General features: G+C 60.4%; 6 protein-coding genes. 4 read left to right on the top strand and 2 right to left on the bottom strand.

Going from position 1 to position 7,385, the window contains the following annotated elements:
- Both YUA_RS0123535 and YUA_RS0123530 read right to left on the bottom strand, forming a co-directional pair.
- Positions 1–424: 2-dehydropantoate 2-reductase N-terminal domain-containing protein (locus YUA_RS0123535; protein ID WP_027532913.1), on the bottom strand; the 424-nt coding region annotated here is incomplete at its 3' end.
- Positions 425–593: 169 nt separating this feature from the next.
- Positions 594–1,604, bottom strand: coding sequence for an NAD-dependent epimerase (locus tag YUA_RS0123530; protein WP_027532912.1), 1,011 nt, complete (start codon positions 1,602–1,604; stop codon positions 594–596).
- A gap of 306 nt (positions 1,605–1,910) precedes the next feature.
- Here YUA_RS0123530 and YUA_RS0123525 point away from each other — a divergent pair, with 306 nt between their 5' ends.
- The 4 genes from YUA_RS0123525 to YUA_RS0123510 all read left to right on the top strand — a co-directional run bounded on the left by YUA_RS0123525 (position 1,911) and on the right by YUA_RS0123510 (position 7,373).
- Positions 1,911–3,026, top strand: coding sequence for a glycosyltransferase family 1 protein (locus YUA_RS0123525; protein ID WP_035971695.1), 1,116 nt, complete (start codon positions 1,911–1,913; stop codon positions 3,024–3,026).
- Between the two features lie 67 nt (positions 3,027–3,093).
- Positions 3,094–4,248, top strand: coding sequence for a glycosyltransferase (locus tag YUA_RS0123520; RefSeq protein ID WP_027532910.1), 1,155 nt, complete (start codon positions 3,094–3,096; stop codon positions 4,246–4,248).
- Between the two features lie 469 nt (positions 4,249–4,717).
- The gene (locus tag YUA_RS0123515) at positions 4,718–5,947 is read left to right on the top strand and encodes a polysaccharide biosynthesis/export family protein (RefSeq protein ID WP_035971693.1); all 1,230 of its coding nucleotides are present in this window, start codon (positions 4,718–4,720) and stop codon (positions 5,945–5,947) included.
- Between the two features lie 238 nt (positions 5,948–6,185).
- Positions 6,186–7,373, top strand: a complete 1,188-nt coding sequence (locus YUA_RS0123510) for a glycosyltransferase family 4 protein (protein WP_245285237.1) — start codon at positions 6,186–6,188, stop codon at positions 7,371–7,373.
- Positions 7,374–7,385: the final 12 nt, after the last annotated feature.

The following is a 7,385-nucleotide window of genomic DNA, read 5'->3' as shown; positions in this document are numbered from 1 at the left end:
CCTTGGGGTTGGCCTCGCGGATGATGCGCTCGACCTCGTCACCGGTGCCGACCGGCACGGTCGACTTGGTCACCACGACGGTGAAGCCGGACAGCGACTGCGCGATCTCTTTCGCGGCAGCGTAGACGTAGGAGAGATCGGCATGGCCGTCGCCGCGACGCGACGGCGTGCCGACCGCGATGAACACCGCGTCGGCATCCGCGACCGGCTTCGACAGGTCGGTGGTGAAGTCGAGCCGCTTGGCCTTCACATTGGTTGCGACCAGCTCGTCGAGGCCCGGCTCGTAGATCGGAATCTCGCCGCGATGAAGCGCCGCGATTTTCTTCTCGTCCTTGTCGACGCAGGTGACGTCGTGACCGAAATCCGCAAAGCAGGCTCCGGACACCAGTCCCACATAACCCGTGCCGATCATCGCGATGCGCATGAAAAACTCTTTCCGTTGATGACGGATGCTCCACTGAACACCCTAGACCATTTCTCTATCCGGCCGCACGCCCAACATTAGGGCAGGCCGGCTTCGCGAGCCGAACAAACCTTAACCGTCGCCACCCCGAGTAGTTTTCATATTTTTGTTTTGCCGTTCGCTTCGGCGATCACACGCCGTGGTACTTTCGATACCATTCGACGAAACGAGCGAGGCCTTCCGAGATTGGCGTCGACGGCGCGAAACCGACATCGCGCTGGAGCGCGGAAATGTCGGCGCGCGTCTCCAGGACGTCGCCGGCCTGCATCGGCAGCAGCTTGCGGATCGCAGGCTTGCCGATGATTTTCTCGAGCGTCTCGACGAACTCGAGCAGCTTGACCGACCTGTTGTTGCCGATGTTGTAGACGCGATACGGCGCATAGCTCGACGAATTTTCCGGCTGCTCGGCGTTCCACGCGGGATTCGGAGCTGCGGGTCGATCGAGGGTGCGGATCACGCCCTCGACGATGTCGTCGACATAAGTGAAGTCGCGCCACATGTCGCCATTGTTGAAAATCTTGATCGGCTCATTCGCGAAGATCGCGCGCGTGAACAGATAGGCGGCCATGTCGGGCCGGCCCCACGGACCGTAGACCGTAAAGAAGCGAAGGCCGGTCACCGGCAGCTTGTGAACATGCGCAAAGGTGTGTGCCATCAGTTCGTTGGCCTTCTTGCTCGCGGCATAAAGGCTGACCGGATGGTTCACCGATTGCTCGGTCGAATACGGCAAGGTGCGATTGGCGCCATAGACCGAGCTCGACGAGGCGTAGACGAGATGCGCCAGACCATGGCGCCGGCCGGCCTCGAGCACGGTGACAAAGCCGTCACAATTGGCACGGATGCTGGTGATGGGATCGTCGATCGAGGCGCGGACGCCGGGCTGCGCCGCGAGGTGAACGACCCGATCGGGCGAGACCTCGTCGAACACGCGCATCACCGCGGCGAAGTCTGCGAGATCAATCTCGTAGAATTTGAAACCTGGACTGCGCTCGAGCGTTGCAAGGCGCGCCCGCTTCAGAGCCGGATCGTAATACGGAGTGAACGAATCGATGCCAACGACCTGCTCGCCACGTGCCAACAGCCGCTGACAAACGTGCATTCCGATAAAGCCGGCAGCGCCGGTCACGATCACTGGGCGCATACTTGTCATCTCGTTCATTCCGCGAAGCAATGCCAGACCGGGACATCAGACGCAAGATTTGGACGATGACGACGATCATCAAACCAATCGGGTCCAACTACATCGACACAAAAGCACATCGAAATGTGTAGGAAACATGATGGCGTCATGCATCCTCGCATGCTATCCGCCCTGCAAGGATGCTCGGATAGCAGCGCGACATGTGCTACACGCGATAGACCGTGCACTGTGAATCATACATTCAGCGCGAATGCTCAGTCTTCAGGCATCGTTCGCGCAAGAGACGCGCAAAGAAAAAGATCGGCCTTGAAATTCTCCATCAACGGCAGGTTCCTGTCACAGTCGCTCACGGGCGTGCAACGCTATGCGGCCGAAATGGTCAAGGCGATGGATTGTTTGCTCGCGAGCAAATCGGCTCCTCCACAACTGTTGGACGCAGACTGGCAAATCCTGACGCCGCCGAATGCGCAAATGCTCGCCGGTCTCCGCCGCATTCAGGTCAAACAGGTCGGAACGTTGCAGGGGCACGCGTGGGACCAGATTGATTTGGCGAGAGCGGCCGCTGGCACGCGCCTCGTCAGCCTCGCCAATTCCGGCCCGGTGCTCCACCGCAACCATCTGGTCGTACTTCATGACGCACAGGTTTTCAGGCGGCCGGACTTCTTCAGCTGGCGCTACCTCGCCCTGCATCGAACGCTCGGCCATCTGCTGGCACGCAGAGCAACGATCGCAACAGTTTCTACGTTTTCTCGTAACGAACTTGCCGAGGTGCTGTCGCTGGACCCCGCCTCGATCCCTGTCGTTCCGAACAGCGCGGAGCATTTCGCCTCGGTCGACCCGGATTTCTCGATCATCGAGACGTTGCGCCTTGTGCCGTACCAGTTCTTTCTCTTCGTCGGTTCGATGACGAAGAACAAGAATGTCGAGACCGCCATCCGTGCGGCCGAGCAGCTCGGCCGCGCGGATTTTCCGCTGGTCGTGGTCGGGGGCGACAACAGCAAGGTCTTTGGAGGCGGCACGACCGAAACGAGAGCCGGGATCGTCATCGCTGGCCGCCTGAAGGACGAAGAGATCGCGGCGATGTTCGCCCGCGCTGCAGCGTTCGTTTTCCCAAGCCTCTACGAGGGCTTCGGCATCCCCCCTTTGGAAGCGATGTATTTCGCCTGTCCGGTCATTGCGAGTTCCGCTCCTGCGATTCGCGAGACCTGCGCTGACGCCGCCGCCTATTTCGATCCGCTCGATGCGGACGAGCTGTTGGCCCGGTTGCGCGAAAGAATCGATCTCGGCAGAATTTCGCCAGCGGAACAAGAACGGCAGCGACAACGACTGGCAACTTATTCGTGGGCCAGATCGGCCGCAATCATGCTCGAATTCCTTGGCACACTGGTTTCTCAAACCGCAGGCGGTGACCCGATACGATGATGCGGCCCAAATATTGCTGCCTGGAGGCGCGACAAATGGTTTCTGCAAGACGAGGAAGGATCGACCGTTGTCCAGCGGCCTGAAAGTTCTGCATATCGCCGAAACGGTCAGAGGCGGCATTGCGACCTATCTCAACGAGCTCCATCCTCATCAAAGTGCGAGCTTTGGGCCGGGAAACGTTCACTACGTCATTCCGTCCGACCATCGCAGCGACCTGGTGAACATCGCGGACGACGCCGTCACCACGTTTCCGCGCGAGGGCCGCAACGCGGCCGGCCTGTTTCATATGCTGTCTGCGACAATGCGTGCTGTCCGGCAGCTTCGGCCGGACATCATTCATCTTCACTCGTCGTTCGCCGGGCTCGTGGTGCGGCCGGTACTGTGGCTCGCCAACCGACGTTCGCGCATAGTCTATTGCCCGCACGGATGGGCGTTCGGCCGCGAAACGGGCCGCCTCAGCCGCGACGTCACCAAGTTCACCGAGCTCGTGCTGTCGAAACTCACCCATCGCATCGTGTGCATCTCGGAAAGCGAGCGGACGGATGCCATGCGGGTCGGAATCGCGGCTGAGCGCCTAGTCCTTGTGCATAACGGGATTTCCAAGCAACGTCCCGCGCTCGATACGTGCGCAGCGCCATGGCGGTCGGAGAAAATCAAAGTCCTCTTCATCGGACGCCTGGACCGTCAGAAGGGATATGATCTCCTCATCAAAGCTGCCCGCGCGCTCGGAGACACGCTTGATGTGCGCCTGATCGGTGCGTCAGTCATCAGCAAGTTCCACGGAAGCGACTTGCCGGCCAACGTCTCGATGCTCGGCTGGATGGACCGCAACCAGATCGAGGCAGAACTGGACCAGGCTGACATGGTCGCGATTCCGTCGCGCTGGGAGGCGTTTGGCCTGGTCGCGATCGAGGCGATGCGGGCAGCCAAGCCGATCATCGCATTCCGCATCGGCGCGTTGCCGGAAATCGTCGAAGATGGCGCGACAGGCGTCCTCTGCAACGAGGTCTCGCCCGAAAAGCTGGTCGAGGGATTTCAGCGCGCAAGCCAGCTCGATCTGCCTGCGGTCGGCCGCGCCGGATACGAGCGCTTCACCCGCCTCTACAACATCGAGCAGACCCACCGCAATCTGACTCAGGTGTATGCCGACGTCCTGCACACGCGCGCGAACGAAGCCGGGCAGCAGACCAAGCTACAGTCCGATTTCTCGAACAATCTGTGATCGCAAAGACCGGCCGATCAGGCGACGGCACCGGCAAAGATTCCGGGTCCCGACTCGGGGCGCCGACCGAAATGGAACTCCGCCGCCGACGTATCGATGCAGATCTCGCGGACCGCGCGAGAACACAACGCAGAGGCACTTCAGATCGAAGTCAAATCTCAAGCTTTGAGCAGCCGCAGCCTCGCAGCGAGGCGATCGATGTTCAGGCTCCGTCGTCGCTGTGCTCGCGAGGTCGCGCTTTGGCCTTAATCGTGACACCGATCCGACGCTCGCGTGTCAGCTTTGCGAGCTGCATAAAAAAGAGGATGTTCCGCGCAACATTTGGACAGCCATTCAGACGTTTCTGCGGATTCTCAAGTTGCAAGAAGGTCACAGCCCTGGGTGCTTTACTATAAACACGAAGACGCGGCAGTGACTCAGTCGCTGGACAGTTGCTACGGTAATTCAGACTTTAGGTGTGTGTGAGGGAATGACATTGGCCAAGACCGAACAAGCTCAATTGAATTTCGGGATTGGCCGGATTCTGACTGCCGCTGCGATCAGCATTTCCCTGGCGGGCTGCGCGGGCTTCATTCCGTTGGACGCTCCCGATGCCGTCTCCACGCAAACACATGCCGCGCTGATCACCGAACCGAGCGCGCCGCTGGCCTATGCCCTGATGCCAGTCAATCCGTCGGTGCTGCAGGCGACCAACGCGTTGACGGACAGCGCCGGACTGATCTTCTCCCACCTTCCCGGCGGGAACTTTCGCGACATCACGATCGGCGTCGGCGACATCGTCACCGTCACCGTCTACGAGGCCCAGGCCGGCGGCCTGTTCATTCCGCGCGAAGCGAGCGTGAGACCGGGCAACTTCGTCGAGATTCCGCGCCAGCAGGTCGACCAGTCCGGCAACATCAATATCCCCTACGCCGGATCGATCAAGGTCTCCGGGCTGACGCCGCGCGCCGTTTCGAACATCATCCGCGAACGCCTCAAGGACCGCGCCATCGATCCGCAGGCGGTCGTGAGCGTCGCAGAACAGCGCGGCAACCAGATCAGCGTGCTCGGCGAAGTCAATTCGCCGCTGCGCTTCCCGGTCGACCCGGGCGGCATCCGCCTGATGAGCGCGATCGCGCGCGCCGGTGGTCCCAAATACCCGTCCTACGAGAGCACGATCACGATCAAGCGCGACGGACGCACCTATAGCGAGTCGATGTCGTCGGTGGTGCATCATCCCAGTGAGGACGTGCTGCTCGCGCCGGGCGACGTCGTCTTCCTCACCCGCATTCCGCGCGTGTACATGGCGTTCGGCTCGACGCCGTCGCCGGGATCGATCGGCGGCACCAACAACCGCCGCTTCACCTTCGAGAACGACAACATGTCTTTGGCCGAGGCACTGGCCAAGGCCGGCGGCCTCGACGGAACGCGGGCGGATTCCAAGTCCATTTACGTCTATCGTTTCGAACCAAAGCCGCTGCTCGAGCAGGTCGGTGTCGACGTGTCGCAATTCCCGACCAAGGCCATCCCGGCCGTCTACAAGTTCGACATGAGCAAGCCGGACGGCTGGTTCCAGGCCGACACGTTCCGGATGCGCGATCACGACGTGATCTCGGTTGCGGAATCGCCGTCGACCGAATTCGTCAAGCTCATGAACCCGCTCGACGCAGCCTCGACGAACGCGTCGAACATCTCCACCGTCGTGGTCAACTCCAAGTAAGAGCCGCCGCGCTCGATACTCTCGCCTGCCCGGATGGATCTCGCTGTTGGCGAAGGTTCGGGCAGGATGTCATGGCCCACTTCTTGAATGTTGCATGACAATTTCGGCCTCGTTCCCGACGTGAATCGTTCACGCCGTTTTGGGCCCGAATGCGATTGCAGATCCCGCTATTGCGTGGCAAGCGAGGTGCACTCCCGTCATCGATCAACGTACGAGGCGATCGTTGAAGATACTTATCGTGAACACACTCTATCCACCCGACATCATGGGCGGAGCCGAGGTATCTGTATCGCTGCTCGCAGAAGCCTTCATGCGCAAGAGCCATCAGGTCGCCGTCGTCTGCCTGCAGAAGGCGGGCGACGTCTCGGTCGGAGATCGCAACGGCATCCGCACCTACCGGGTGCAGATCGACAACACATACTGGCCGTTTGGACAGACGCAGAAGCCGCCAAGGCTCGACCGCCTGCGATGGCACCTGCGGGATACCTGGAATAGGCGGGCCGCCAAGCGCTTTGGCGCGATTCTCGACACCGAGAAGCCGGACGTCGTCCACACCAACAATCTGACAGGATTCTCTGTGTCGCTGTGGGCGGAGGCCAAGCGCCGCAACATCCGCGTCGTCCATACGCTGCGCGACTATTCGCTCATCTGCAAGCGATCGACGCTTTTCAGCAATGGCGCCACCTGCGAACAGCGTTGCCTGGCATGCAAGACGATGACCATGCCGTATCTGTACGCCTCCCGCATGGTTGATGCAGTGGTCTCAAATAGCCAATACGTGCTGGACCGGCACCTGAAACTGGGCTTCTTCCCGGGCGCACCTCACAAGGTGGTCTACAACATCGCCGACGCCAGCGTCGGGCCTGCCCCGCCGTCTCCCGATGCCGACCTGACTTTCGGCTTCATCGGCCGGATTGAGCCCGAAAAGGGCATCGACGTCGTCCTCAAGGCGGTCTCTCTGCTCCCGGATTCGGGCTGGCAACTCAAAATCGCCGGAAAGGGCCTTGAAGCTTACGAGCGAGAGCTGAAGGGAGGGTATGATCATCCGAGGATCAAGTGGCTTGGCTTCGTAAAGTCCGCGGAATTTTACTCCGTCGTGGATGTTTGCCTCATTAGTTCGGTTTGGCCGGAGCCGTTGCCGCGTACACTGATAGAAAGCATCAACGCCGGACGCGCGACGATTTGCTCTACCGCCGGCGGAATACCAGAAATCTCTCATTTCTCGACGACGCTCGGCTCTTACGAGCCAAGTGACTTCCACAAACTGGCCCAACTGATGAAGCAGGCAATCAGCGAAGCGCCAAAATGGAAGCAGAGTTTTCCACCCCGGCCTGACTTTGCAGTCAGCTTCACACCTGAAGCTGTCACCCGACAATATCTCGACGCTTATTTAGAAGGCACCTCGAACGCCGATGGAGAAAGATGAGAACAACTCTCG

It is taken from the genome of Bradyrhizobium sp. WSM3983, assembly GCF_000473045.1.
Classification (GTDB): domain Bacteria; phylum Pseudomonadota; class Alphaproteobacteria; order Rhizobiales; family Xanthobacteraceae; genus Bradyrhizobium.
The sequence above is the reverse complement of the archived record's forward strand: the minus strand, read 5'-3'. Positions and strand labels throughout refer to the sequence as shown.